Origin of the sequence: Hyunsoonleella rubra (genome assembly GCF_042684665.1) — a bacterium.
Lineage (GTDB): Bacteria > Bacteroidota > Bacteroidia > Flavobacteriales > Flavobacteriaceae > Jejuia > Jejuia rubra.
Genome location: NZ_JBHULY010000039.1, coordinates 85,901 through 111,532, shown reverse-complemented (window position 1 = coordinate 111,532; position 25,632 = coordinate 85,901). Strand labels below are relative to the sequence as shown.

General features: G+C 39.3%; 18 protein-coding genes. 11 read left to right on the top strand and 7 right to left on the bottom strand.

Annotated features, from left to right (window positions below; translation table 11 throughout):
* Positions 1 to 14 precede the first annotated feature (14 nt).
* Positions 15 to 581, bottom strand: a complete 567-nt coding sequence (locus ACFSR8_RS15115) for a YceI family protein (RefSeq protein ID WP_380293527.1) — start codon at positions 579 to 581, stop codon at positions 15 to 17.
* 370 nt (positions 582 to 951) lie between these two features.
* On the opposite strand from ACFSR8_RS15115, the gene ACFSR8_RS15110 reads away from it, so the two are divergent.
* The 3 genes from ACFSR8_RS15110 to ACFSR8_RS15100 are packed head-to-tail and all read left to right on the top strand — an operon-like array spanning position 952 to position 4,437.
* The gene (locus ACFSR8_RS15110; RefSeq protein WP_380293525.1) at positions 952 to 1,437 is read left to right on the top strand and encodes an acetyl-CoA carboxylase biotin carboxyl carrier protein subunit; all 486 of its coding nucleotides are present in this window, start codon (positions 952 to 954) and stop codon (positions 1,435 to 1,437) included.
* 3 nt (positions 1,438 to 1,440) lie between these two features.
* Positions 1,441 to 2,883, top strand: a complete 1,443-nt coding sequence (accC, locus tag ACFSR8_RS15105; RefSeq protein WP_380293523.1) for an acetyl-CoA carboxylase biotin carboxylase subunit — start codon at positions 1,441 to 1,443, stop codon at positions 2,881 to 2,883.
* A gap of 3 nt (positions 2,884 to 2,886) precedes the next feature.
* Positions 2,887 to 4,437: an acyl-CoA carboxylase subunit beta gene (locus ACFSR8_RS15100; RefSeq protein WP_380293521.1), complete on the top strand. Its 1,551-nt coding sequence runs from the start codon at positions 2,887 to 2,889 to the stop codon at positions 4,435 to 4,437.
* Between the two features lie 327 nt (positions 4,438 to 4,764).
* Here ACFSR8_RS15100 and ACFSR8_RS15095 read toward each other — a convergent pair whose 3' ends face one another.
* Positions 4,765 to 6,333, bottom strand: coding sequence for a helix-turn-helix transcriptional regulator (locus ACFSR8_RS15095; RefSeq protein WP_380293519.1), 1,569 nt, complete (start codon positions 6,331 to 6,333; stop codon positions 4,765 to 4,767).
* Positions 6,334 to 6,601: 268 nt separating this feature from the next.
* Here ACFSR8_RS15095 and ACFSR8_RS15090 point away from each other — a divergent pair, with 268 nt between their 5' ends.
* Positions 6,602 to 7,216 (top strand): fumarylacetoacetate hydrolase family protein, encoded by a 615-nt coding sequence (locus tag ACFSR8_RS15090; protein WP_380293517.1) that lies wholly within the window; start codon positions 6,602 to 6,604, stop codon positions 7,214 to 7,216.
* 4 nt (positions 7,217 to 7,220) lie between these two features.
* Here ACFSR8_RS15090 and acs read toward each other — a convergent pair whose 3' ends face one another.
* The 4 genes from acs to ACFSR8_RS15070 form a co-directional block, all read right to left on the bottom strand.
* Positions 7,221 to 9,128: an acetate--CoA ligase gene (gene acs / locus ACFSR8_RS15085; protein WP_380293515.1), complete on the bottom strand. Its 1,908-nt coding sequence runs from the start codon at positions 9,126 to 9,128 to the stop codon at positions 7,221 to 7,223.
* 204 nt (positions 9,129 to 9,332) lie between these two features.
* Entirely contained in the window at positions 9,333 to 11,111 is a 1,779-nt protein-coding gene (locus ACFSR8_RS15080) for a sodium:solute symporter family protein (protein WP_380294054.1), read from the bottom strand.
* Positions 11,104 to 11,361, bottom strand: a complete 258-nt coding sequence (locus ACFSR8_RS15075; protein WP_380293513.1) for a DUF4212 domain-containing protein — start codon at positions 11,359 to 11,361, stop codon at positions 11,104 to 11,106. The genes ACFSR8_RS15080 and ACFSR8_RS15075 overlap by 8 nt, the downstream gene beginning before the upstream one ends.
* A gap of 2 nt (positions 11,362 to 11,363) precedes the next feature.
* On the bottom strand, positions 11,364 to 12,731 hold the full coding sequence (locus tag ACFSR8_RS15070; RefSeq protein ID WP_380294052.1) for an alanine/glycine:cation symporter family protein: 1,368 nt from the start codon (positions 12,729 to 12,731) through the stop codon (positions 11,364 to 11,366).
* Between the two features lie 74 nt (positions 12,732 to 12,805).
* Here ACFSR8_RS15070 and ACFSR8_RS15065 point away from each other — a divergent pair, with 74 nt between their 5' ends.
* The 3 genes from ACFSR8_RS15065 to ACFSR8_RS15055 are packed head-to-tail and all read left to right on the top strand — an operon-like array spanning position 12,806 to position 14,828.
* Complete coding sequence (locus tag ACFSR8_RS15065) at positions 12,806 to 13,912, top strand: heparan-alpha-glucosaminide N-acetyltransferase domain-containing protein (protein WP_380293511.1); 1,107 nt, start codon at positions 12,806 to 12,808, stop codon at positions 13,910 to 13,912.
* A gap of 4 nt (positions 13,913 to 13,916) precedes the next feature.
* Positions 13,917 to 14,288 carry a TfoX/Sxy family protein gene (locus ACFSR8_RS15060; protein WP_380293509.1) on the top strand — a complete coding sequence of 124 codons (372 nt, stop codon included), beginning with the start codon at positions 13,917 to 13,919 and terminating at the stop codon, positions 14,286 to 14,288.
* Between the two features lie 30 nt (positions 14,289 to 14,318).
* Entirely contained in the window at positions 14,319 to 14,828 is a 510-nt protein-coding gene (locus ACFSR8_RS15055; protein ID WP_380293507.1) for an IS1096 element passenger TnpR family protein, read from the top strand.
* A gap of 5 nt (positions 14,829 to 14,833) precedes the next feature.
* On the opposite strand, the gene ACFSR8_RS15050 is transcribed toward ACFSR8_RS15055, so the two are convergent.
* Positions 14,834 to 15,898 carry a hypothetical protein gene (locus ACFSR8_RS15050; RefSeq protein ID WP_380293505.1) on the bottom strand — a complete coding sequence of 355 codons (1,065 nt, stop codon included), beginning with the start codon at positions 15,896 to 15,898 and terminating at the stop codon, positions 14,834 to 14,836.
* 112 nt (positions 15,899 to 16,010) lie between these two features.
* Here ACFSR8_RS15050 and ACFSR8_RS15045 point away from each other — a divergent pair, with 112 nt between their 5' ends.
* From ACFSR8_RS15045 to ACFSR8_RS15030, 4 genes are all read left to right on the top strand, one after another.
* Entirely contained in the window at positions 16,011 to 16,907 is an 897-nt protein-coding gene (locus ACFSR8_RS15045; RefSeq protein WP_380293503.1) for an ABC transporter ATP-binding protein, read from the top strand.
* Positions 16,908 to 16,917: 10 nt separating this feature from the next.
* Complete coding sequence (locus ACFSR8_RS15040; RefSeq protein WP_380293501.1) at positions 16,918 to 17,742, top strand: ABC transporter permease; 825 nt, start codon at positions 16,918 to 16,920, stop codon at positions 17,740 to 17,742.
* A gap of 27 nt (positions 17,743 to 17,769) precedes the next feature.
* On the top strand, positions 17,770 to 20,544 hold the full coding sequence (locus tag ACFSR8_RS15035) for a T9SS type B sorting domain-containing protein (protein WP_380293499.1): 2,775 nt from the start codon (positions 17,770 to 17,772) through the stop codon (positions 20,542 to 20,544).
* Positions 20,545 to 20,674: 130 nt separating this feature from the next.
* Complete coding sequence (locus ACFSR8_RS15030; RefSeq protein ID WP_380293497.1) at positions 20,675 to 25,558, top strand: T9SS type B sorting domain-containing protein; 4,884 nt, start codon at positions 20,675 to 20,677, stop codon at positions 25,556 to 25,558.
* Positions 25,559 to 25,632: the final 74 nt, after the last annotated feature.

Genomic DNA, 25,632 nt, shown 5'->3' with positions numbered 1-25,632 from the left:
TATTCAACTATAAATTACAAAACTGCCGATTCTGTAAATCTAGCTTTAAACCTTAACATTATATTATCCTCTGCTTTAATCGTTCCCATCAAAGCTTCTGGGGGTGTCAAATTAAAATCCGTCATTTTCAATATAGCCTTGCCCTCAAGTGTTACCTTATTGTTATCGATGGTAACGTAAAAACGTATTGGCACTGATTTTTTTGTTCCAGCAATTGTTAGATCTCCCTGTGCCAGTACCTCAAAAACGCCATTATCTTTCTTTGTACTCTGTTCCACTTTCGTAAGTGTAAACAAAATGTACTTATACCTGTCAGACTTAAGGGTTTTTGATATGGTTTCAACCATTCCTGGTTTTGCTCCTTTTAAACCTTTGGTAAGTACCGTAAGTGATAAATGATTAATATCACAAGCCTGTAGATTGTTAAAGTTTATGGCTCCTTGCTGTGTTTGGGCATCTACTTTCCAACCATGCAAATTAGAAGTCCCAAAAACCGTCAAAGAAGACGCACTATTTTCAAGCCCAAATATTTGGCCTTGCGAATAGTTAACCGAAAAGCCTATTGCTATTACACAAATCATTAGCTTTCTAAAAAATTTACTATTAGTATCCATGAGATTAAAATTAAATGATTAAAAATATGCAGCAAATGTAGATTTCTATATATTGAAATAAAATGATTATTATCATGTATTTATTAAATATATGATAATTTAACACTTATTTATGTATTTAAAATTATCATATTTTCAGAATTTAAATAAATAAAGGCTTCGGGCAAAAGTGGACAATTTCAGGACAATCCTATAAAAATCTACGAGCACAGCACGATATAATTTGATCCTTTGGTACAATGATTTAAATAAATTCAATCAATTATCCACAATCGAAATTATTGTTAAAAGTTCTGAAACAGAATAACTATATTTACCTAAATCAATTTTTAAATGTATGGGCAAAGTTTTCAAAACTAAGGTTAACGACGCTTTTGATTTTGAAATTAATACTGATGATATATCCCAATTTGATGCACTATCGGTTTCAGAATCAGAGTTCCACATTCTTCATAATAATACATCCTATAAAGCTTCTATTGTTGGCGCCAACTTCAACGACAAAACCTATGAGGTAAGAGTGAATAATAACAATTACAAAGTCGATATATTCAATGATTTAGATTTGCTTATAAGAGAAATGGGCTTCAATATAGGCTCCTCAAAACACATTGACTCCATAAAAGCTCCTATGCCAGGTCTGATTTTGGAAATCAGTGTCAATGTAGGCCAGGAAGTCAAGGAAGATGATGCTTTGCTTATACTTGAAGCTATGAAAATGGAAAATGTTATCACCTCGCCTAGAGATGGGGTGATAAAATCCATTTCAGCTCAAAAAGGAGATGCTGTTGAAAAGAACCATTTGTTAATCGAATTTGAATAAGCCATGAAAAAAATACTGGTTGCCAATCGTGGCGAAATAGCGATACGCGTAATGAAAACCGCAAAAAAAATGGGTATCAAAACCGTTGCGGTATATTCAACAATTGACAGAAATTCACCCCATGTAAAATTTGCAGGCGAAGCCGTTTGCATTGGCGAAGCCCCCTCAAATCAATCCTATTTGAAAGGTGAAAAGATTATTGAAGTTGCTAAAAGCCTAAATGTTGATGGCATTCATCCCGGATATGGTTTTTTAAGTGAAAATGCCGATTTTGCTGAATTATGCGAAAAAAATGATGTCGTTTTCATTGGACCACGTTCCAAAGCCATTAAAATTATGGGAAGTAAATTGGCCGCCAAGGAAGCCGTAAAAGAATATGATATCCCCATGGTTCCTGGCATTGATGAGGCTATCACAGATGTAGTCAAAGCGAAACAAATTGCGAACGACATAGGTTTTCCTATTTTAATTAAAGCTTCGGCAGGCGGTGGTGGCAAAGGGATGCGCATTGTTGAGAAAGAAAAGGACTTGGAATCCCAAATGAATCGCGCCATTAGCGAAGCCACTTCGGCTTTTGGGGACGGCTCAGTGTTTATTGAAAAATATGTGGGTTCGCCTCGTCATATCGAAATTCAAGTGATGGCGGATAGCCATGGCAACATTCTTCACTTTTTTGAACGCGAATGCAGTATTCAGCGTCGGCATCAAAAGGTGGTGGAGGAAGCGCCTTCCTCAGTTTTATCACCAGAATTAAGGGAAGAAATGGGCCAAGCCGCCATAAAAGTGGCAAAATCCTGCGATTATTTAGGTGCAGGAACGGTTGAGTTTTTGTTGGACGCCGACCACAATTTTTACTTTTTAGAAATGAACACCCGATTGCAAGTTGAGCATCCCGTAACCGAAATCATTGCAGGCGTTGATTTGGTAGAACTTCAAATTCGAGTGGCCCGAGGCGAAAAACTAAATATCAAACAAGAAAATTTGAAAATCCAGGGACACGCCTTAGAACTAAGGGTTTATGCTGAAGACCCGTTAAACGATTTTCTTCCAAGTGTTGGTCATTTGGACGTTTATCAAATTCCTGTTGGCGAAGGTATTAGGGTGGATAATGGCTATGAAGAAAGCATGGATATCCCTATTTATTATGACCCGATGCTCTCCAAACTCATCACATTTGGAAAATCTCGCGAGGAAGCCATCATGTTGATGAAAAAGGCAATTACTGATTATAAAGTGGAAGGAGTGGAAACCACATTGCCTTTCGGAAAATTCGTTTGCGAGCATGAAGCATTTACATCAGGCAACTTTGACACCCATTTCGTAAAACAATATTATTCACCCGAAGCTTTAAAACAAGATACTGAAAAGGAAGCAAAAATTGCTGCGCTAATTGCGTTAAAACAATATATGGTAGATCAAAAAATGTTGCGCTTACCCAATCATTAAACTATGGAATCAAAACAAGATAAAATCAACACCTTAAACGAACGCCTGGCTCTTGCAAAATTAGGTGGAGGTCAAAAGCGTATCGACAAACAGCATGCCAATAAAAAACTAACCGCAAGGGAGCGTATCGAGTACTTAATGGACGAGGGGTCCTTTGAAGAAATTGGAGCTCTGGTCACCCATCGCACGACAGATTTTGGCATGGAAAACCAGATTATATATGGTGATGGCGTGGTAACAGGTTACGGCACAATTGATGGTCGACTAGTGTATGTGTATGCACAAGATTTTACGGTTTTCGGAGGCTCTTTGTCTGAAACACATGCCGAAAAAATCTGTAAAATCATGGATATGGCGGTAAAAGTCGGCGCACCAATCATTGGCCTCAACGATTCCGGTGGCGCCAGAATACAAGAGGGTGTCCGTTCTTTGGGAGGTTATGCCGATATTTTCTATCGCAACGTGCAAGCTTCCGGAGTGATTCCACAAATTTCTGCGGTAATGGGGCCTTGTGCCGGTGGTGCGGTATATTCACCGGCAATGACCGATTTCACCATCATGGTAGAGCACACAAGCTATATGTTCGTTACGGGGCCCAATGTGGTAAAAACCGTGACCAATGAAGAGGTTACCAGCGAAGAACTAGGAGGTGCTTTGACGCATGCCTCTAAATCAGGTGTATCGCACCGAACTTCTTCCAATGACATCGAATGCCTAGAAGACGTAAAAAAGCTACTTAGTTATTTGCCACAAAATAATACGGAAAATCCCAAACTTTTAGACTTTAATTTAAATGATGAAATTCGGGATGAATTATCGAATATTGTGCCAGATAACCCAAACAAACCTTACGATATGCATGAGGTGATCTCAGGTATTATTGATGAAGATTCGTTTTACGAAATTCATAAAGATTATGCTGAAAGCATTATTGTCGGTTTTGCCAGATTGGGAGGTAGAAGTATAGGTATTGTTGCGAATCAGCCTATGGCTTTTGCTGGTGTATTAGGAGTTAATAGCTCCAGAAAAGGGGCACGTTTTACGCGGTTTTGTGATTGCTTCAACATCCCGCTTTTGGTTTTGGTTGACGTTCCGGGGTTTTTGCCGGGCACGGACCAGGAATGGAACGGTATCATTGTCCACGGCGCAAAATTATTGTATGCATTTAGCGAAGCCACAGTTCCCAGGATTACGGTGATTACCAGAAAAGCATATGGTGGTGCCTATGACGTGATGAATTCAAAGCACATTGGAGCAGATTTTAACTACGCATGGCCAGGTGCAGAAATTGCAGTTATGGGCGCGAAAGGCGCAAGTGAAATTATTTTTAGAAAGGAAATTGCCTCTTCCGAAAATCCAGAGGAAAAACTTGCCGAAAAAGAGACTGAATATGCCCAAAAATTTGCAAACCCCTATCGTGCGGCCAAACGCGGGTTTATCGACGAAGTCATTCTACCAAAAAATACACGAAGAAAATTGATAAAGGCTTTTGCCTCTTTAAAAAACAAGGAGGTCAATAGACCAAAACGAAAACACGGGAATATTCCCCTTTAATCGATTTTAAACAACCTAAAAAAGGAGCCCTAAAAGGCTCCTTTATTAAACTTCAACTTAGCAACAAATTTTGCTGCATAGCAATTAAATTAATCCCTAAAAAAATCTTGTTTCTTAATTAAAACAAATTAACATCCAACCAACCTTAGATATATTTACGAAGTGTTTTAATCAACCCTATGAAACAAGATTTTTAAATTATCTAGAAATTATTCAATCGATAATAACAATGCAACAAATATCTAAAAATAGGTGAGTTTTTCGATATAAATCACTACGCACTTATTACGCACGAGAAAAATAATTGGCTTCTTGAAGAGTTTGGGTTCAATTTATTAAAGCCTTTACTAAAATGGCATCCTTAAATGTTTCTTGAAGATGGTTCAACAGCGAAGTATTCTTTCGATTGAGATCTATTTTTTTTGAAATCCGATAACGTTTGCTTTCTACCGACCTCAATGTTGCATTTAAGAATACGGCTATTTCTTTATTACTGAAACCTATCAAAATATAATAGCAAATAATGACTTCCGATTTATTAAGCTGAGGATAAACTTTATCAATTTTCTTAAAAAATCCGATGTTCAAATCGTTGATCAATTCCAAATGAGAATCACTTTTATCTAATATGGTAGCAGAATTAATATGCAGATTTTTATAAAGTGCCTTTATACGCGCTTTTTGCTCATCAATACTTTCCACAATTGAAATAGCCTTTACTTCTTTCTTTAAATTATTGATGTATTCCTCAAGACCTTGAACTTTTACTGTCAGTTGTTCGTTATTCGATTTTATGATAGACAGGTCATCTGTTTTTTCTGTAATTTCCTCAATCTTCGCTTTATGCCTTCTGTAAAAAACAAAATAGAACAAGCATATCAAAAGAAGAAAGGCCACTAGTAGCCCTAGGGCCAAGTATTTACTAAAAGTCGATGTTTTGCCCCAACCTATTAATTCTGTTTCTGCCTCCAACAGGTCATCACTTATTTGAAAACTGGCATCCACAGTACTTTTGTGAATGTCTTGCTCAAGATGGATTAAGGAATCAACATATGCCTTAGAAGCATCTATTCTTCCAGAGTGCTTATGAACTTCGGCATAAAGTTTATAATAATCCCTGAGTACATCTTCACCCATGAAAGGCTTTAGGCGCTTGGTCATATTCAAATAATACTTAGTAGAATCTATTTGCTTTTTTTCAAAAAAATATTCCGCGCCACTTAAATTAATCCCAGACTCAAATGAATAGTAGTTATATTGTGCAATGGTGGTGTTGTTTTCTAGAGTTTTGAAGGCCTTAAAATAGTAGTCGGCATTTTCCTTATCATGCAATGAATAATAGTTAGACGAGAGCATATAAAGCGCGAACATGTAATAGTAAGCATCCTCACTGATGGTCTTATACTTTTGAAGCACTGGTAAAATCAACTCATTCGAGGCCTCAAATTCACCGTCAAGAAATTTTACGTAAGCATACATCTGCTCTACTTGCACCAACCCATTAGGGTCATCGCATTTACTAAAATACTGTTCAGCTAAATCGATATATTTGAATGCCGAAGTATCCCCATCTATCAAATAAACATCAGAAAACAAATCTATACATGCTTGTCCGGCTATACAGAAGTTTTCTTCTTCTTTGGCGTACTTTAATGCCAAAATATTACAACGATGAAATTTCAGAAGCTCCTTATTTCCGTCATGGATCAGTGCCATATCGGCATAATATTCGCCTACTCTTCCCTTAATATATTTTTCAGCGGGTTTAGGAATACTGTCCAAAAACTTTCGGGATATTTCAGAATCCGTATCGATATGAATATCTACAGAATCCAAAAAGCGATAATAATTTTCTTTTGATTGGGAAAGACCGCTTTGGGCAATTGCGCAAAACAAAAAAACCGCGCTTAGAGTCTTGAGAGAAAGAAACCTTTTAAGCATCAATCGTTGTAAATATACCAGATTAATATTCTCACAAATATATACAAATAGATTTACTTCAGAAATGTTTTCTGAAATGAAAACGAATAACAATCGGCAAATTAGGTTGAAGCATGCTTTTGCGCAATTTTCAAAGTCCTATTGGAATTGGTTTATTGGCATCGGCATTGAACCTAAATGTTATATTCAGTACATTTACCTTATCAATCCAAAAAAAATATAAATGAAAATAATAGGCATAGGCAAAAACTACGTGAATGATCCTTCCGAAATCCCTGGGCTAAAAACAGGGTCTCAATTAATATTCCTCAAAGCCGACAGCACCTTGGTTACCGGGAACAAAAATGTTGTTTACCCTTCGATTACTAAGGAAATTGTGTATGAAGTTGAATTGGTGGCCAAAATCGGAAAAAGGTGCAAAGACGTTTCACTAGATGATGCACCCAATTTCATTAGCGAGATTGCAGTTGGTATTGACTATACGGCAACGGATATTTTAAAGGCCTACAGAGAGCAAAAATGGCCATGGGCACTAGCCAAAGGTTTTGACGGCGCCTCCCCTATTTCGGGCTTTAAACCGATTTCAGATTTTCCAAACCTCAACAATATTAATTTTGATTTAAAAATAAATGGTGAAGTCAAGCAAACAGGAAACACTTCTTTAATGATCTATAATTTTGCAGAAATTATCTCTCATGTTTCCAGCTTCATGACCCTCAATGAAGGCGACTTGATCTTTACGGGTACACCCGCATCTGGCACTGGTTTAATTTATAAAGGCGACCATTTACAAGCGTCCATTGAAGGTGAAGTGTTATTGGATTTTAAGATGGTTTAACAAACTACAAAGCATTATCCATAATATCCTGAACCACCTCAGGATTCAACAAAGTACTTGTATCACCCAGGTTACTGGTTTCGTTGCATGCTATTTTTCGCAAAATACGCCGCATAATTTTTCCTGAACGGGTTTTTGGCAAGCCTTTGGTAAATTGGATCTTGTCCAGTTTTGCTATAGGGCCAACATGCTCCGTAATAATTTGGTTGATCTCTTTTCGCAAATTATTGTGGTCTCGGGTTTCACCAACTTCCTTTAAAATCACGTAACCATAAAGCGCGTTCCCCTTAATATCATGTGGAAAGCCAACAATGGCACTTTCCGCAACCGCAGGATGTTCGTTCACTGCATCTTCAATAGGTGCGGTACCTAAATTATGGCCCGAAACGATGATGACATCATCCACACGACCGGTGATTCGATAATACCCAACCTCATCACGTAAAGCACCATCACCCGTAAAATATTTGTTTTCAAAGGCTGAAAAATAGGTATCCTTGTAGCGCTGATGGTTTCCCCAAATGGTTCGAGCCATAGACGGCCATGGAAATTTTATGCACAAACGTCCCGATACTTGATTTTCTTTTAACTCCTTCCCATCTTCATCCATTAAGGCAGGCTGAATCCCAGGGAAAGGTAACGTAGCATAGGTAGGTTTTGTTGGGGTTGCAAACGGTATTGGCGTGATCATTATGCCTCCCGTTTCGGTTTGCCACCAAGTGTCCACAATTGGGCTTTGTTTTTTGCCTATGTTGTCATTATACCAGTGCCAAGCCTCTTCATTAATAGGCTCTCCTACTGAACCTAGTACTTTTAAAGAAGACAAATCGTATTTATCAACCAGCTCCAAACCTTCTTTGGCCAAAGCCCTAATAGCCGTAGGCGCGGTATAAAACTGATTGATTTTGTGCTTTTCAACAATCTCCCAAAAACGACCAAAATCAGGGTAGCTCGGTACGCCCTCAAACATTACGGTGGTAGCCCCATTGGCCAATGGGCCATACACAATATAGCTATGCCCTGTAATCCATCCAATATCGGCAGTACACCAGTAAATATCGTTTTCTTTGTACTGAAACACATTCTTAAAAGTATAGGCCGTGTAAACCATATAGCCCGCCGTGGAATGCACCATCCCTTTTGGCATACCTGTAGAACCTGAAGTGTATAAAATGAATAAAGGATCTTCGGCACTCATTACTTCTGGTTTGCAGTTATTATCAGCATTGTCCAAAAGCGGTTGCAACCATTCATCCCGTCCTTCTTTCATGGAAATATCAGATTGAATCCGTTTTGCAACCAAAACAGTTTCAACACAAGGGCAATCCTCCAGCGCATCATCCACAATACCTTTTAAGTCGATCGTCTTTGCACCTCGATAGGAGCCGTCGCTTGTAATCACCATTTTACAATCACTATCATTTATTCGAGTCGCCAAAGCAGTAGAAGAAAACCCAGCGAAAACCACCGAATGTATCGCACCAATTCTGGCGCAAGCCAAAGTAGCAATAGCCAGTTCAGGAATCATCGGCAAATAAATACACACTCTATCCCCTTTTGCGATGCCTTTCGACTTTAAAACATTGGCAAACTGGCAAACACGTTGGTGTAACTGCCTGTAAGTAATATGTTCAGCTTTAGCTTTTGGGTCGTTCGGCTCAAACAAAATTGCGGTTTTATCGCCGTTCGCAATCAAATGCCTGTCAATACAATTTACGGTAATATTCAATTTTGCCCCTTCAAACCATTTTACCTCGGGTTTTGCAAAATCCCAACTTAAAACGTTGTCCCACTTTTTATACCAAACAAAATGCTCTTCGGCTATTTCCTGCCAAAAGTTTTCCGGCTCCCTCACCGATTTTCTATACACTTGATAATATTCCTCTAAATGTTTGATGTGGTAATTACTCATGCAGTCTGATGATTTATTTTTTGGATGTCTAAAATACTAAATTCAAGTAATTTTGAGGTGAGATTTTATTCAATATTTGGGCGTTACCCCGAGTACTCGGGGTCGGGCTTTCCGTTCCAAGTCCTCGGGCCCTCTTTCAGGGGCCCTGTGGGCTTTCCTCTGCAATCCCTAACGCGGGACAGCCCCAGAGCCCGTTCTCAAAACCTAATGTGAGGCCTCTCCCGCACTGCTTGGGATTCTAATATTCTCAACAATCTCTTGAACATCTTTTGGAGGTGCAGGTGTAAATTTCATAATCACAATTGAAACGATAAAGTTTAACAGCATAGCCACAGTACCAAAACCTTCAGGCGAAATCCCGAACCACCATTCACTCTTATCAGGAATGGTTTCGTCAAACCAACCTAACTTGTACTTAATCATATAAAGTAGCATCGCCGTAATCCCGACAACCATTCCTGCAATAGCCCCTTCTTTGTTCATTCGCTTATAAAAAATCCCTAAAATAATAGCTGGGAAAAAAGAGGCCGCCGCCAATCCAAAGGCCAAGGCCACAACCGCGGCCACAAAACCCGGCGGATGAATACCAAAATAACCTGCCACGCAAACTGCCCCAACGGCAGAAATACGTGCCGCTACCAATTCGCCCTGCTCCGAAATGGAAGGTTTAATAATCTTTTTAATCAAATCGTGAGATACCGATGATGAAATCACCAATAGTAAACCTGCCGCCGTAGAAAGTGCGGCTGCCAAACCACCAGCTGCCACAAGGGCAATCACCCAATTGGGCAACTTTGCGATTTCTGGGTTGGCCAACACCATAATATCCCTATCCACATAAAGTTCATTTTTTGTACTGGAATCGGGCTTGGTAAAATCTACTTTACCATCCTCGTTCTTTAAATAAGCATTGCCCTTTACATATTGAATTTTACCATCATTATTCTTATCCGTAAAACTGATGAGCTTTGTTTCCTCCCATTTTTTAAACCATTCTGGTACAGTCGCATAAGGCTGATCGGAAACCGTTTCAATTAAATTTGTCCTTGCAAAAGCCGCCACTGCCGGTGCTGTGGTGTATAAAATCACGATAAGTAACAATGCAATTCCCGCAGACTTTCGGGCATCTTTCACCCGCTTCACGGTAAAGAATCGAACGATAACGTGTGGCAAACCCGCCGTCCCGATCATTAATGCCAAGGTTATGGCGAATACATCAATCATGGATTTTGAGCCCTCAGTGTATTCATCAAAACCCAACTCTGTACTCAAACCATCTAATTTGTCCAAAAGATAGGCTCCCGATCCATCCGTCAGGATATCACCAAAACCCAACTGCGGTATGGGGTTTCCCGTCATTTGTATTGAAATAAAAATGGCTGGCACCATAAAAGCAAATATCAATACGCAATACTGTGCCACTTGAGTGTAAGTGATACCTTTCATGCCACCCAAAACAGCATAAAACAGCACAATCAGCATCCCGATAATCACCCCTGTATCAATATCAACTTCCAAAAACCTTGAAAACACAATACCCACACCTCGCATCTGCCCAGCCACGTAGGTAAACGACACCAACAAGGCGCATAACACCGCAACAAAGCGTGCCACCTTGGAATAATACCTGTCACCAATAAAATCAGGTACGGTAAACTTTCCGAATTTTCGTAGATAAGGTGCTAAAAGCAATGCCAGAAGTACATAACCACCTGTCCAACCCATTAGATACACTGCCCCATCATAGCCTGCAAAGGAAATGATTCCTGCCATAGAAATAAACGATGCAGCACTCATCCAATCCGCAGCCGTAGCCATGCCATTTGCCAAAGGGGATACGCCCCCACCGGCCACGTAAAACTCTTTAGTGGACGCCGCCCTAGACCAAATAGCGATTCCGATATAAATCGCAAAGGTGATGCCCACTAAAATGTAGGTCCAATTTTGAACACTTATGTTCTCTGCTAACATCAAACTATGCATCATATCCATATTTTTTATCGAGCTTGTTCATAATTCGAACGTACACAAAAATCAGTATAACGAAAACGTACATGGACCCTTGCTGGGCAAACCAAAACCCTAATTTAAAACCACCTATTTTAACGGTGTTCAATGTGTCCTTAAAAAGAATTCCAGCCCCAAAGGAAACCAAAAACCAAATTGATAGCAGAAGAAGCACATACTTAATATTTTCTTTCCAATAGGCCTTCGCCCTTTGTTTTGTTTGCATATTTATTGCATTTGTTTGATGTAACGTTTAATTTCCTTGGTCACTTTGGGCGCTAAAATTAGGGTAGCCAGCATGGTTGGGAAGGCCATCAGGGCAAAAAACCCATCAATGAGATTAATCATCATACTCAGTGTAGTGATGGCTCCCAAAATGATACTCACAATGTAAATATAATTGTAATACTGTTTTTTATCAGCTCCAAATAGGAAGCCCATGCATTTTGATCCATAATAGGCATAGGAAAATAATGAGGAAATACTGAATACCGCAATGCACAACAGCAAAATATACTGCCCAAAACCGGGAATGGCACTAGCAAAAGCCGATGCCGTCAAACTGACGCCGTTGGCATCCGTGGATTGCCAAACTCCCGTAACCAATATGGCCAATGCGGTAAGGGTACAAACCACCAAAGTATCAATTGCCGGCCCCATCATAGCCACCAAACCTTCGCGGACGGGCTCGTTGGTTTTGGCCGCGCCGTGTGCCATTGGCGCCGTACCTATTCCAGCTTCATTGGAAAATGCCCCTCTACGTATGCCCAATAGAATCAATCCGCCCAATGTGCCTCCTAAAAAGGAATCGCCTAGAAAGTTATCGGCATTAAAGGCATCTTTAACGATTAAAACCAAATATTTCGGTACGCTCTCAATGTTCGCCATTAAAATAATTAGCACCGCCAAAAAATACAAAACGACCATTGCCGGCACCAATTTGGAAGCAGTTTTGCTTATGCGTTTTAATCCTCCAAGGATAACTATTCCCGTGATGAGCACTAAAAACAATCCGATACATAAATTTGAAAAAAGCGTCACCTTCACTCCGTTTGGTACCAGTAGAATATCATTTATTGCCTGCGTTAATTGATTGACATTGAAAACTGGTAGGGCTCCCACCAAGCCACTTACGCTAAACCATATTGCCAGAGGTTTCCATGCTTTTCCCAATCCTTCAACTATAAAATACATGGGGCCTCCCTGAAGCTCCCCAGCACTATCCTTCCCGCGAAACATAATGGACAATGCCGACGTATAAAATTTAGTGGACATCCCGATAACTGCACTCACCCACATCCAAAACACCGCTCCAGGTCCACCAATGGAAATAGCCACCGCAACACCTGCAATATTCCCCATTCCTACTGTGGCGGATAAAGCAGTAGTCAATGCCTGAAAATGGGAAATTTGACCGGGGTCCTCTGGATTATCATATTTGCCCCGAAGTACTGCAATGGCATGCCCCAAATATCGAAAGGGCAAAAACCTTGAAAGCAACAACAGGTATAAACCTCCGCCAATCAGCAATATCAACAATGGCAATCCCCAAACAAAGGATGAAAAATCACTAAGGAATTGCTCTAAAAATTGCATCATAAACGGATATTATTTTATAAATATATCATTTTACTTCATTTTGGATTCCGATATTTAAAAGTATCTTTAGCTTGAACAAACCCATTGCTTTGCATACCAACCGTTTGTATTTTATAGATGCTGTGAGAGCATTCGCCATCTTGATGATGCTTCAGGGCCATTTTATAGATACCTTGATAGATCCTATTTTTCGAGATCCAGAGAATACCGCCTACTCTATTTGGTCGTACTTTCGCGGTATAACCGCACCTACCTTTTTTACGATTTCGGGTTTGGTTTTTATGTATTTGTTGTTGCGGGCTTATACCAAAGGGGATGACAAACCAAGGATAAAAAAAGGCTTGTATCGGGGCGTATTGCTTATCGCTATCGGTTACAGCTTGCGCATCAATGTGCTTAATTGGTTCAGCGGGAATTTCAATTTAAGGTTTCTTGCTGTAGACGTGTTGCAATGTATCGGACTGTCACTCATTATAATGGTACTTCTTTATATGCTTTTAAAAAAGCACTCCTACATTTTGTCCATCGTATTGGCCGTTATCGGAATAGCGTGCTTTTTAACTGAACCACTTTTCCGGGAATTATCCCTTCCAACTGTTCCCAAACTTTTTGCAAATTATATTATCAAGGAAAATGGGTCAGTATTCACCATTCTCCCCTGGTTTGGATACACTGCTTTCGGTGCTTGGTTGGCCACGGTATTTTTTAGGCACGTGCACCGGCCACGGTTTAAACTGTTAACGATAATTACCTTTTTTTTAGTTGGACTCGTCTTAATAAATTATTCCTCATGGTTCTTGATAAAACTGTATCGCTTAACTGATTTTGAATTGTTGTACGCCTCCGCAAACTATAATTATCTGTTCACCAGATTTGGTAATGTTTTAGTGATCTTTGCTATCTTCTACACCCTTGAACGTTTTATGAAACAATCCATCATCACAAGTATTGGCCAAAAAACCTTGTCCATTTACGTGATTCATTTCATCATTATTTATGGAAGCTATACGGGTTACGGACTGAGTCGCTATTTGAAAAAATCGTTAAATCCAACAGAGGCCATTATTGGCGCAATTTGTTTTATACTTGTGGTCTGTTTTATCTCGTTTTATTATGCAAAAACAAATGCATTTTTGTATAATACCTTTAGAAAATTAGTAGATAAATTCAAAAGCTGAAATCATGGCATACGACGAATTTTTAGCAGACCGCATTAGAAGGCAATTGAAAGAAAAGCATACTGGGTTTTCCGAGCTTAAAATGATGGGAGGTCTTTGTTTTAAAGTGGACAACAAAATGTTATGCGGTATCCATATAGACAAAAAATATGGCGATAGCTTATTGATGGCTCGCATTGGATTGGACGCTTACGAAAATGAACTCGAAAAACCCGAATGCCTCCCGATGGATTTTACAGGCCGACCCATGAAAGGTTATATTTTTGTTACGCCCGAGGGTTTCGACTCCGAAGAAACGCTCTCTTACTGGCTAGATTTATGCTTAAAATTTAACCCCTTGGCAAAGACCAGCAAACCCAGAAAACCAAAAAAATAAAGTTATCTTTGTACCCAATATTTAATTGAAATGATTTACAGATTTCGAGTGATTTTGGACAACGATACCGAAGACGATGTGTTTCGGGATTTAGAAATTCGGGAAACGGATACCTTGGAGGATTTGCATAACATCATCACACAATCTTTTGGTTTTGACGGCAGTGAAATGGCTTCGTTTTATATTAGTAACGACCAATGGGACCAAGGTGAGGAGATTTCGCTTTTTGATTTGAGTGAAGATGGCTCAGCACGATTGATGAACGAAACCGCAATAAATGATGTGGTACACGAAGCGCAGACCAAGCTAATCTATATCTACGACTTTTTAAGCATGTGGACGTTTTATGTTGAATTGGCCGAAATTGTAGATGAGGCAGAAGGTTTTGATTATCCAAATTTAATGTTCGTGCAAGGGCAAGTTCCAGATAGTGCACCGGAGCGAATTTTTGAAGCCGAAGATGACGATTTTGATGAATTCGATAATGGTCTGGATGTCGAAGATTACAATAATCTTGACTTCGATGAAAACTGGAATTAAACTTATTAACGTCTTAAATTTAAAGGGTTTACATTTTCATAATTATGTACTAGATACGCCAAAGCCTCTTCGAGGATTTCTCCCATATTTTTACACTTCTTAAACTTGCTGTCGTAAGTATACTCAAATATTTTTTCCTTTAGCAAGTCCACATTTTCATCCGTGGAAATCACATCTTTCATCATGCATTTTAGGAGCGCATTAATCCTGTCATTAAAACTTTTTAAACGCTTAACCAATATGGAGCGCTCCTCAATTTTATATTGGTCAATGGATAGTTTTTGAATACTTTCAGAAACCATTTCAACCATTTTAGTATTTTCCTTAAAAAATTGTGGGCGGTAAATATTAAACTTTCCTTCGTACGACTGTTGGTCAAAATCAATAGCTCGAATCCTGTACACCACATTGTCAAAATCATGCGTGGGTACAATTACATAATTGTAAGAGCGCATATCCCCAAGTAATCGAATCATGCATCGCTCATTAAATTTCACAAATTCCTTTGCTATTTGAGACTTTTCCCTTTTTGTGCAATTGGGTAACATATCTTTTATAAACACATCTCCCGGGATACCCACAATATGCTCTTCAATCAAGGTGGTATTGTTCACCAAAAAATTCAAATTATAGGGCGAAAGCATGTGCTCCAGCTCCAATCCATAAATACGTGATGCATCTGCCGTTTTCACATAGAAATAGGTATAGTTATCGTTCATAATATTCCTAATCTTTATTCGAAAAGGCTTAGAATTCCCAAAAGTGCAGTAGTCAATGGCATCAACACTTAAAAACGGGAAAATGCTCTCGTTGCCATCAGAATGCAGATAAGCATACACCTTTTTCAGAGCCAAATCGATTTCCTCCCGGTCAAACTCACTGTAGTACACGCGAATCCAAAGGGTATCGTTATCATCCTTATCATACACCTCAATGGCCCCTTGAAACCGCAACAAATCATCATAAAAAATTGGGGTTTTTGTAATCCTGTTGTATTCCGACAGGTATTTATTTAGCTTAGCAGAAATTGGATACGACGGTTTTCGCTTAGATATTTTTAAGTCTTCCATAATACTTCGATTGCTCAAATTTAAGGGATTTTATGTAACAAAATATGCAACACCTCGTCATAAATATAAACTAATCAATAGCCGAACACTTTTCGGCAAAAAACTTTTTCGCTTGGAACCTATTTTAACAATCAACAACCTGACAAAAAAATTTGGATATTTAACTGCAGTACAAGATTTGTCCTTCACCATAAACAAAGGCAATGTTTATGGGATTTTAGGGCCTAACGGAAGCGGTAAATCCACTACCCTTGGCGTAGTACTGAATGTTGTGAACAAAACCTCGGGAGGTTTTAAGTGGTTTGATGGCAATACCACTACCCATGATGCCCTTAAAAAAGTAGGCGCTATTATCGAGCGCCCCAACTTCTACCCATACATGACAGCGTTTGAAAACCTCAAATTGGTTTGCAGAATAAAGGAAGTTGATTATTCTAAAATTGAGGAAAAACTTGAGATCGTTGGTCTTTTAAGCAGAAAGGACAGTAAATTCAAAACCTTTTCATTGGGAATGAAACAGCGATTGGCCATTGCCTCCGCCCTTTTAAACGACCCTGAAATTTTGATTTTGGATGAGCCTACAAATGGTTTAGACCCTCAGGGCATCCATCAAATCCGACAAATCATAAAGGATATTGCCAATCAAGGCACTACAATATTATTGGCCTCACATCTTTTAGACGAAGTTGAAAAAGTATGCACTCATGTAGTTGTACTGCGAAAAGGCGTAAAGCTGTATTCAGGCCGTGTGGACGAAATGATTTCAAGTCACGGTTTCTTTGAATTAAAATGCAAAAACAGTCAAGAACTTCTTGATTTTTTAAATAACAACTCATCCTTTGGAAAGATAAAGGTAGAAGGCGAATTGATTACCGCATTTTTAAATGAACCGCTGCCTTCGGACGAATTCAACAAACTTCTTTTCGAAAAAGGTATAATTCTAACACATTTAGTCCAACGCAAAGAAAGCCTTGAAGAACAATTTTTACAACTAACCGACAACCAATAACCCCATAGAAATGTTACGACTTCTGAAGCTAGAATTGCAAAAACTAATGCTCAATAAAACGAGTAAAACACTTATTTTCATCTCGTTTATTTTACCTCTTTTTATAATCTTTTTATCCTCTTTAAAAATACCTTTTTTCGGCTATTTCACTATAGAACTTGGGGAATGGGGCGTTTTTAATTTTCCATTAATTTGGCATTTAGTTACCTATTTTGCGGCACATTTCAAGCTCTTTTTCGCCATTGTAGTAGTGAGTATGATAGGAAACGAGTATAGCAATAAAACCATCAAACAAAATTTAATTGACGGCTTGAGCAAAAAAGAATTTATTCTTTCCAAGTTTTACACTATCATATTCTTCTCCTTGGTCTCAACTGCCATTATTTTTGTATTGACTATGGCCATAGGCCTTTATTATTCTAGTTACAACGAGTTTAGTATCATATTTGCCGACACAGAGTTTCTTTTGGCTTACTGTGTCAAACTGATTGGATTTTTCAGCTTGTGCCTATTACTTGGAATGTTAGTAAAACGCTCGGCTTTTGCGTTGGCCTTTTTATTCATCCTTTTCATCTTGGAGTGGATTATATATGCCATTATATACAAATTTACCAATGACGATATAGCTACGGGCATACACAATCTTTTCCCTTTAAAGTCCATGTACAAATTGATTGACTGGCCCGCATTGCGCATAGCATCAATGAAGGCTCCAAACAACCAGGAGTTTATTCACGATTACGGAGTGCACTTCCATGAAATCTTAATCGTTTTGGCTTGGACAGGACTATTCATCTTTTTATCGTACAGATTATTAAAAAAGCGCGATTTATAATATCTTTGATGGCATTGCTATGAAAAGATGAAAAAAATTGCCCTTTTAGTGATTCTATTTGTCGTAAACGCTGGTGTTTGTGCGCAAGGTGAAGCCTCCAATTGGTATTTTGGATACGGCGGAGGCGTAAGTTTTGATCCTTTTACCGGAGTAGCCACTTCATTGAACGACGGAAACCTTTTTACAAATGAAGGCTGTGCTTCAATTTCTGATAATTTTGGCAATTTGCTTTTTTACACCGACGGCTCTACCATTTGGAATAAGGAACACGATGTCATGATAGGAGGCACAGACCTGTTTGGGGACGCCTCCAGTACCCAATCGGCAATAATAGTTCCGAAACCAAGCCATCCAGATTCGTATTACGTATTTACTGTGGACAATGAACTTGACGGGTTTAATTATGGCCTAAATTACTCTGAAGTTGACATGAGAAGAGACGAAGGCCGTGGAGAAGTTACTACGAAAAACATCAACCTTTTAGGCACTTGTTCAGAAAAATTGACTGCCGTTTTAAAAGATTGTGAGACCGAATCCCTTTGGGTAATTGCTTTTTCCTCAGAGAATGGATTAGAGGCAGGTTTTAATACGTATCACGCTTTTGAGGTAAGCAACACTGGAGTCCGTACGACTCCGGTTAAATCGACATTTAACAATCTAAGTGTATTTGATGCCAGAGGTAATTTAAAGCTCTCGCCGGATGGAACAAAAATGGCAGTAGCCAATATGACCAACAATACCATTGATCCACCAGGCAACAACAGACTATTACTCTATGATTTTGACGCCACCACCGGAATTGTAAGCAATCAATTGCAGCTAAATATTTCTGGCTTGAACAATTTTCCATATGGTGTGGAATTTTCGCCAAACAACCAATTCCTTTATGTCCATTCCTCCAACAACTACAACAACCTGAACATCCCATTGGCAAATAACGACCCAACTAACCATAGGTCCACTTTAACTCAATTTGATGTTACGGAAGCCGATATCCAAGCATCAGAATTTACCATAGACGAGCGTCAGCTGTATAGAGGCTCACTTCAGTTAGGGCCAAACGGAAAAATTTATCGTGCTTTAGCTGCTACCTATAATTTTGGGATTCCGTATTTGGCAATAATACATGATCCCAACCAGAGAGGACAGGCTTGCAATTACGACCATAATGGGATTGAGTTGTCCCCAAACCGCTCCACTCAAGGCCTTCCACCTTTTCTTACTTCTTTTTTCAATGAAAAAATCGATATTATTCAAAATGGATCTTCCTCAAATTCACTTAGTTTATGTGAAGGCGACTCGTATACATTGCGGGCGCCGGACATAGATGGAGCAGTTTACTTTTGGAGCAAGGACAATTTAGATCTTACCAATGATACAAACACCTTATCCGTCAACGAATCGGGGATATATGAAGTAATCATTGAAATTGATGGAGAAAAATGCAACGGACTTGAAGGGCAAGCTTTAATGCAATTTAAGCCTAAACCCATTACCACAGACTACACATTACTTCAATGTGATGAAGACGCACAGCCAAACGACGGAATAACTCGCTTTAATCTTAATAAAGCTATTGAAATTTTTACAGCAAGTGAGCCAAACCTGTCTGTCAACTTTTACAGGGACGCCTCAAAAACTAATCGGATTTCAATCCCCAACGATTTTCAAAATGCAACCAATCCACAAATAATTTATGTTGAAGTCATAAATACAGATACTACCTGTAGCAACACTTCAGAATTGACCTTAGCTGTGAGCCTAACAAGTGTTTTAAACGAAGAACTGACTACATGTGATGATGATGGTGTGGAAGACGGCTTTCAGGAATTTACTCTGTCCAATGCAAATACCACCATTTTGGGAGGGGCGCCAGCCAGTGCAAGTATTGCTTTTTATGCAAGCTATGATGATGCATTACTTGAACGAAATGAGTTGCCAGAACAATATACCAACACTACTGCCTTTAGCCAAACTGTTTATGCAAGGGTTGAAAACGAGAATAACTGTTACGGCATTGGCGAAATCAAATTAACGGTTTACCCGCTTCCGGAGATCGATGATGCAAGTACCACGGCCTACTACTGTACTAATTTTTTCCCAGAACCCATCACTTTGGAAGCTGGAGTATTCACATCGGATATTTCTAATTTCAGATATGAATGGACAGATAATACAGGAACGCTTATCTCACAAAGCCCAACTATTACAGTGAACCAAACAGGAACCTACCAAGTAAACGTAATAGATAAAATCACCGGGTGTTCCAAAGCAAAAACTATAGAAGTTGAACCATCAAATATCGCCAAAATTGAAGGCTTTGATTTTAGCGACAACAATACTTACAACAATACACCTGTAGCAGTTATCGTTTCGGGAGATGGCACCTATCAATTTCAGCTAGAAGATAGCGACGGCAACATTGTGGCTCCATACCAAAATAGCGATACATTCGTTAATATAAGACCCGGCATTTACAGGGTTTATGTGAGAGATGTGAAAAACAATTGCGGTACAGTATCGGAAGATGTCTCCATAGTAGGTTTTCCAAAGTATTTCACACCCAATAACGACGGTTCTAGCGATACTTGGAATGTTTTAGGTGTTTCTGAAATGTTCCAGCCTAATACTAAAGTCAAAATTTACAATAGATATGGTAAATTGGTAAAAGAACTAGATCCACTTGGCAACGGTTGGGATGGTACACTGAATGGTTTGAGATTGCCAACCGACGACTATTGGTTCTTTGTAACCCTTCAAGACGGCAGGGTGTTCAAGAACCATTTTACACTAAAATATTAAGGCATTATGAGAATAAAACCAATTTAATTGCATTTCATCGGATTTTTTTTGCGTTTCGTCTAAAAAAAAGTTATTTTCGATGCCTAAATAAGCCCTCAAAAAATATATTGTTTCACCCAAATGTTACAAATTGAAAAAGAGCCTACATGTTTGTCTATTGCTAATTGCATTAGTCTTTGCAGTTAACTCAGCGGTTTCCCAGCAAATTACTGTTAATGGAAACGTAACCGTTCGGCAGCTTATAGAAGATAATTTAGTAGACGGTTGTGTTGAAGTATCTAACATCACCTCTACCGTTAATGGTAATAGCACTGGCTTTAGGAGCTATGGGGAATTTAGCAGGGGAAGTTCCAATTTTCCATTTGAGAACGGTATCATGCTATCCACGGGGGCAGCCGAATCTGCTGGAAATGCGGTTACCACAACCACACTAAGCGAAGGCTCAGATATTTGGGGCACCGACCCTGATTTGGAAGCTGCACTTGGTATTACCAATACCCTTAATGCAACCTCCATAGAATTCGACTTTGTTTCCATTTCCAATAGGGTACAGTTCAATTATTTACTGGCCTCGGAGGAGTATTCTGGTATCAATCCCTGTAACGTTTCCGATGGATTTGCATTCCTGATACGAGAGGCAGGTAGCGGGTTGCCCTATCAAAATATTGCCTTGGTTCCTGGTACGACAACTCCAGTAAATACAAATACGGTGCACGACGAAATTGTAGGTGTGTGTGCCGCCCAGAACGAGCAATATTTTGACGGCTATAATATTGGTGACACCAACTATAATGGAAGAACTGAAGTATTTACTGCATCGACTACAATTACCCCTTTCGTAACATACCATATCAAATTGGTAATTGCCGATGGGTTTGATAATGAATTTGATTCAGCAGTATTTATCGAAGGAGATAGTTTCAAAATTCTGGATTTAGGAGACGATATTGACACTTGCGCCCAATCCATCACACTGGATGGAGATATCCAGAGTCCCAGTGCAACTTACGCCTGGTTTCGTGATAATGTTCTAATTTCCGGAGAAACGAACCCAACATTAGATGTTACCCAAAGTGGCACCTATCGCGTTGAAATTACCAATACTCTTAATAGCACAGCCTGTGTGGAAGAGGACGAAATTGTGGTTAACATTCAAACCGAAATCACCCTTTCTCCAATTTCGGACTATATGCTCTGTGACGACCTCAGTGGCGATGAAGTTGAAACGTTTGATCTCTCTACAAAGAACACAGAGGTTATGGGCATCTTTCCGTCCACATTTACAAATACCACTTTTTCATACCATTTGTCAGATGCTGACGCCAGAAATAGTGCAAATCCCATCACCACTCCAATTCAAAACACATCGTTAACGCAACCTATTTTTATTCGAATAGACGATATGGACACAGGGTGTATTGCCTATTCTACATTCAATTTAGTGGTAAACCCCATTCCGGATATTATGGACCCCTCCGTTCTGGAAATATGCGATACCGACAATGATCCAAGTGATGGATTTACGACTATAGATCTTACGGTAAAGGATGACGAAATTACTATGGGAGATACAGCGCTTACGGTAAGTTATCATTACAACGCACTTGATGCCGATAATGGGAACAACCCCATCCCAACACCTTATGTCAACACTAATACCCCTAGCGAAACAGTTTATGTTAGGGTTATCAATTCTGCCACAGGATGTTATAATACCTCAGCTCCGCTTACCATCAATATTACCAACGGGCCCGTAATTAATAGGGAACCCACACCGTTAGATGGTTGTGACACCGACCATGATGGTTTTGATACATTTGACTTAACTCAAGCCATATCTGATGTTTTAGACGGCCTACCCCTTTCAGATGTTACAGTTTCGTTCCATGAAAGTAACGATGATGCCGTAAATAACACTGATGCCATTGCCAATGAAACCAACTATCAAAATATAGCACCTGAGGTGCAAGTAGTGTATGTTCGGGTAGAGGATAACGCTACCGGCTGTGCTTCCATTGCTCCATTGGAAATACACACCAATTTATTGTTAACTGGTACCGACACCGGAGATTTTGCACTTTGTGATGACCCGTCAAACGATGGCATAATTGATTTTAATCTATTTATTGTCGAAACATTTATTGCGGACAACATAGACAACGTTACAGTCACATTTTATGAATCGGAAGCAGAATACAATGCCAATAACCCAATAGATAAAAATAATCTTTATCCAGCTTCCAACCCTACTACTTTATTCATTGAAATCGAAAATGGTTCGTGTACCGAAGTTTCTGAAATCAATCTAATTGTAAACCCAGTATTGATTTTCGATCCGTTTGACCCAGTACCTTACTGCGACGACGATGATGATGGTATTGTAAGTATAGATTTATCGTCGTTTGACGAATTAATTCTTGGTGGAAATACTGATTTCATTGTAACCTATTTTGGTTCCTTTGATGATGCCGATACAAACTTTGACCCATTGCCACCGTTTTATACCAACTCACAACCTCAGGAGACTATTTATGCAAGAATTGAAAGCGATGGGACTGGCTGTTACACCGTTAACGAATTTCAAATTGAAGTGGTTGCCGCCCCTGGTGTTACAACTCCAACGCCTTTTACCGTTTGTGACGACGACCAAGATGGCTTGACCGTTTTAAATCTGGAGGATAAAATTCTCGAAATTGTTCCTGATACCACCGGGCTTGATATTTCGTTTTTTACTAATGAAAACGATGCCATTAATGATACTAACCCCATTACAACACCAACAGATTATGAGACCGGTACGCAAACTATATATGTCCGAGTCACTAGCAACACCACAGTTTCAAGATGTTACGATATTGCCGAGCTTGAAGTTTACGTAAATACCGTACCCGTTTTTTCGACCATCAGCAACTTTCAAATTTGTGAGGACGACGGCGACAACCAAGCCGAGTTTTTGTTTTCCGATTGGGATGCCGAAATCCTGAACGGCCAAACGGGTAAAGAGGTGCTTTATTTTGAAGATGCAGGATACACAAACCCAATTGACAAAAACACTCTATATATAAATACCTCGAGCCCACAAACCATTTATGTAAGGGTAGAAAATATTACAGATGCCTCATGTATGGCAGAAACGTCCTTTTTTATTGAAGTGGGCGCCAATCCTGTTTATAACGTTCCTGGTTCTTTTTTGGTTTGTGATGACGCTTCAAACGATGGGGTAGAAACATTCGATCTTCAACGAAAAATTGATGAAATCTCACAGGGTTCACCCAGTGACTTAATCATTAGCTTTTTTAATGACGAGCAAAATGCCCTTGACAATGTTAACCAAATTGACCTACAGTACACTAATACACAAAATCCGGAACAGCTTTATGCGCGAATAGAAAATAATGGCTCCGACTGTACGGTAATAGAAGAGTTCGGTATCAATGTGGTAGCCTCCCCCGACCTATCGGAAGCAGAAGTGTTTACGCAATGCGATGACGATTACGATGGTCTGGTGTCCTTCAATCTTGATGATGCGGAATACGAAAACTTCGATAGGTTTCAAACGGATATTTCTGTACATTACTTTGAAAATATGGCGGACGTTGAGGATGATAATCTGGCCATTCCAAATCCGAACAGCTATATGTCAGCTTCCGGCACTGTTTATATCAAAGTTACCAATAATCAAACAACTTGTTTCACAGTAATACCATTAACATTGGAAGTTATTGCTTTGCCCAATATCAATTTTAACGACATTATTCCAATATGCGATAATGATACAAATACTTTCGACTTGTCCACGGTAGATGAGATGTTGGTAGATGATGTCAATGCCGTGATCATCAACTATTTTAATAGCTCGACAGACGCCCAAAACAATATGGGGGCTTTAAACGATACTTATTCATATTCGGCAAGTAGCCATACGATTTATACGCGTATTGAAAGTGTGTCAACGCAGTGCATCACCTATAGCAGTTTTACACTTCAAATTAACCCTAATCCCATTGCCAATGCACCTCAGAATTTGATAAAATGTGATGATGACGATGATGGTTTACTGGTTTTCAATCTAACCGAAGCGAATGCCGATATATTGGGTACACAACCCGCAGGCGACTATAATATCACGTTCTACAATACATTTGACGATGCCGAAATGGACACCAATAGAATTCCGTCTTCTTACGAAGCTACCGATGGCGAAATCATATATGCTAGGCTAGAAAACGGAAATACAGGCTGTTATGATACCACGCAATTTGCAACCATGATCAACCCACTACCTATCATACCTATTGAGGATGTGCCTCTGTGCATAGACGATTTGCCTCTTATTATTGATGCCTACACAGGTAACCCAAATGATACTTATCTTTGGTCGACAACCGTAAATCCTGCCGTAAACGGCTTTACGGGTTCCCAAATTACTTTGACCAATACTTCCCAGGTTGGCGATTATACGGTTGAAGTAACAAGGCCACATGCCAATGCCGAAAGTTGCGTGGATTCGAAAACTATCACTGTTATCGATTCGCAACAAGCTATTTTTGCCGAACCTGAAATCGTCAATTTTTCAGACCCAAATTCAGTTGTGGTAAACGTAAATGGTATCGGTAATTATGTTTACCGATTGAATGAGGGGGAGCCGCAAACTTCTAATGTATTTTTAAATGTACCACTTGGCGAGAACACCATTTATGTCGATGACCTAAGTGGTTGTGCCACTGCAGAAACGGAAGTTTTCATAATTGATATTCCAAAATTTGTAACTCCAAATGGTGATGGTGATTTTGACACTTGGCATATTGTTGGTGCAAATATGCTCCCCGGTTCATTAGTTTACATTTATAACCGCCATGGTAAACTTTTGAAAATGTTGGCCCACAACTCCCCAGGTTGGGATGGCACTTTTAATGGGTCTAACATGCCTGCGGATGATTATTGGTTCTCGGCGGACATTGTCCAAAACGGGGAATCCTTTAATATTCGAGGACATTTTGCCCTTAAACGCTAGACTAAGGACCTATTTGATTTCGGCATATCAATAGAATTCAAGGATCAAAAAACGCATTTTACCCCAAATTTTAA

What these genes read in the sequence shown, in the direction of transcription:
- ACFSR8_RS15035 (WP_380293499.1), top strand. Translation starts at nt 17,770, where the DNA reads ATGAAAAAAATTGCCCTTTTAGTGATTCTATTTGTCGTAAACGCTGGT.
- ACFSR8_RS15040 (WP_380293501.1), top strand. Translation starts at nt 16,918, where the DNA reads ATGTTACGACTTCTGAAGCTAGAATTGCAAAAACTAATGCTCAATAAA.
- ACFSR8_RS15080 (WP_380294054.1), bottom strand. Translation starts at nt 11,111, where the DNA reads ATGCATAGTTTGATGTTAGCAGAGAACATAAGTGTTCAAAATTGGACC.
- ACFSR8_RS15075 (WP_380293513.1), bottom strand. Translation starts at nt 11,361, where the DNA reads ATGCAAACAAAACAAAGGGCGAAGGCCTATTGGAAAGAAAATATTAAG.
- ACFSR8_RS15055 (WP_380293507.1), top strand. Translation starts at nt 14,319, where the DNA reads ATGATTTACAGATTTCGAGTGATTTTGGACAACGATACCGAAGACGAT.
- ACFSR8_RS15110 (WP_380293525.1), top strand. Translation starts at nt 952, where the DNA reads ATGGGCAAAGTTTTCAAAACTAAGGTTAACGACGCTTTTGATTTTGAA.
- ACFSR8_RS15090 (WP_380293517.1), top strand. Translation starts at nt 6,602, where the DNA reads ATGAAAATAATAGGCATAGGCAAAAACTACGTGAATGATCCTTCCGAA.
- acs (WP_380293515.1), bottom strand. Translation starts at nt 9,128, where the DNA reads ATGAGTAATTACCACATCAAACATTTAGAGGAATATTATCAAGTGTAT.
- ACFSR8_RS15115 (WP_380293527.1), bottom strand. Translation starts at nt 581, where the DNA reads ATGATTTGTGTAATAGCAATAGGCTTTTCGGTTAACTATTCGCAAGGC.
- ACFSR8_RS15070 (WP_380294052.1), bottom strand. Translation starts at nt 12,731, where the DNA reads ATGCAATTTTTAGAGCAATTCCTTAGTGATTTTTCATCCTTTGTTTGG.
- ACFSR8_RS15060 (WP_380293509.1), top strand. Translation starts at nt 13,917, where the DNA reads ATGGCATACGACGAATTTTTAGCAGACCGCATTAGAAGGCAATTGAAA.
- ACFSR8_RS15050 (WP_380293505.1), bottom strand. Translation starts at nt 15,898, where the DNA reads ATGGAAGACTTAAAAATATCTAAGCGAAAACCGTCGTATCCAATTTCT.
- ACFSR8_RS15100 (WP_380293521.1), top strand. Translation starts at nt 2,887, where the DNA reads ATGGAATCAAAACAAGATAAAATCAACACCTTAAACGAACGCCTGGCT.
- accC (WP_380293523.1), top strand. Translation starts at nt 1,441, where the DNA reads ATGAAAAAAATACTGGTTGCCAATCGTGGCGAAATAGCGATACGCGTA.